This is a genomic window from Pseudomonas sp. PICF6 (assembly GCF_009831705.1).
In the GTDB taxonomy this organism is placed as follows: Bacteria; Pseudomonadota; Gammaproteobacteria; order Pseudomonadales; family Pseudomonadaceae; genus Aquipseudomonas; species Aquipseudomonas rhizophila.
Window position 1 is genome coordinate 383,699 of sequence record NZ_WUUD01000033.1, and the last position, 1,761, is coordinate 385,459.

Below are 1,761 nucleotides of genomic sequence, written 5' to 3' on the forward strand. Positions count from 1 at the left end.
GGAGCCCAAGGCCATGGATCCGTTACCATGCCGCTCTTGTTTCTAGGATGGGCGAGGGACGCTGGTGGAATTTGTGCTCTATCTGCTGCTCGGCGCCTGTGCCGGCGTGCTGGCCGGACTGTTCGGCGTGGGTGGCGGGATCATCATCGTCCCGGTGCTGGTATTCAGTTTTACCTTGCAGGGCTTCGACCCACTGGTGTTGACGCACCTGGCGGTCGGCACGTCCCTGGCATCGATCATCTTCACTTCGGTCAATGCCGTGCGCGAGCATCAGCGCAAAGGCGCGGTGCGCTGGCCGATTTTTGCCTGGATGACCGTTGGAATCCTGATCGGTGCCGGTTTCGGAGCCGTCACTGCCGAAGCGATTTCCGGTCCGAACCTGCAAAAAATCATCGGCGTGTTCGCCCTGATTGTCGCCGTACAACTGGGCCTGGACTTGAGGCCCAAGGCCAGCCGCACAGTTCCGGGCAAGGTCGGGTTGACGGTGGCGGGGACGGTGATCGGCTGGGCCTCGGCGATTTTCGGCATCGGCGGCGGCTCGCTGACCGTGCCGTTCCTGACCTGGCGCAGCGTGCCTATGCAACAGGCGGTGGCGACGTCATCGGCCTGCGGTTTGCCGATTGCCCTGGTCAGTGCATTAAGTTTCATGATTCTGGGCTGGCAAGATCCGCGGCTGCCGGCTCATAGTCTCGGTTTTGTTTATTTGCCGGCGCTACTGGGCATTGCCCTGACGAGCATGGTCTTCGCCCGCTTCGGCGCGCGACTGGCCCATCGCCTGTCACCGCGCTTGCTCAAACGGCTGTTCGCCGCTTTGCTGTTCAGCGTGGGCTTGAGTTTTCTGCTCTGACGCAATCCTGGCTTAATCCCGAGGTGGCAGCGTCGCCCGGATATTTTTGACGTTTACGAGGAATATCAATGCTGCCTTACCCGCAGATCGATCCGGTGGCCCTGGCCATCGGCCCGCTGAAAATCCACTGGTACGGCCTGATGTACCTGATCGGCATCGGCGGCGCCTGGCTGCTGGCGTCGCGCCGGCTCAACCGCTTCGATCCGACCTGGAACAAGGAAAAGCTCTCGGACCTGGTGTTCTGGCTATCCATGGGCGTGATCGTTGGCGGACGCCTGGGTTACGTCTTGTTCTACGACCTGAGCGCGTACCTGGCCAATCCGACGCTGATCTTCGAAGTCTGGAAGGGCGGCATGTCGTTCCACGGCGGGTTCATCGGCGTGATGCTGGCAGCGCTGTGGTTCGGTAAACGCAACAACAAGTCGTTTTTCGAGCTGATGGACTTCGTCGCGCCAATGGTGCCGATTGGCCTGGGGGCCGGGCGCATCGGCAACTTCATCAACGCCGAATTGTGGGGCAAGGCCACCGACGTGCCATGGGCGATGGTCTTCCCGCCGTTCAGCGACCCGGCGCAGCTGCCCCGTCATCCTTCGCAGCTGTACCAGTTCGCGCTCGAAGGCGTGGCACTGTTTGCCATCCTGTGGCTGTTCTCGCGCAAGCCACGGCCGACCATGGCCGTGTCGGGCATGTTCGCGCTGTTCTACGGGATCTTCCGTTTCATCGTTGAATTCGTCCGCGTACCAGACGCCCAACTCGGCTATCTGGCGTGGAACTGGCTGACCATGGGCCAGTTGCTGTGCCTGCCAATGATCATTGGTGGCCTGGCGCTGATCTGGCTGGCCTATCATCGTGCGCCGGCTGCGGCGGCCAAGATTTAAATTCGAACCCCGGGGCGCTGGCCCCGGGTTCAAGGA

General features: G+C 61.7%; 2 protein-coding genes. Both read left to right on the top strand.

Going from position 1 to position 1,761, the window contains the following annotated elements; translation table 11 throughout:
* Window positions 1-64: 64 nt before the first annotated feature.
* Window positions 65-847: a sulfite exporter TauE/SafE family protein gene (locus GSM73_RS24490; RefSeq protein WP_076383260.1), complete on the top strand. Its 783-nt coding sequence runs from the start codon at window positions 65-67 to the stop codon at window positions 845-847.
* A 68-nt stretch (window positions 848-915) separates the two neighbouring features.
* Window positions 916-1,725 (top strand): prolipoprotein diacylglyceryl transferase, encoded by an 810-nt coding sequence (gene lgt, locus GSM73_RS24495; protein ID WP_076383259.1) that lies wholly within the window; start codon window positions 916-918, stop codon window positions 1,723-1,725.
* Window positions 1,726-1,761 lie beyond the last annotated feature (36 nt).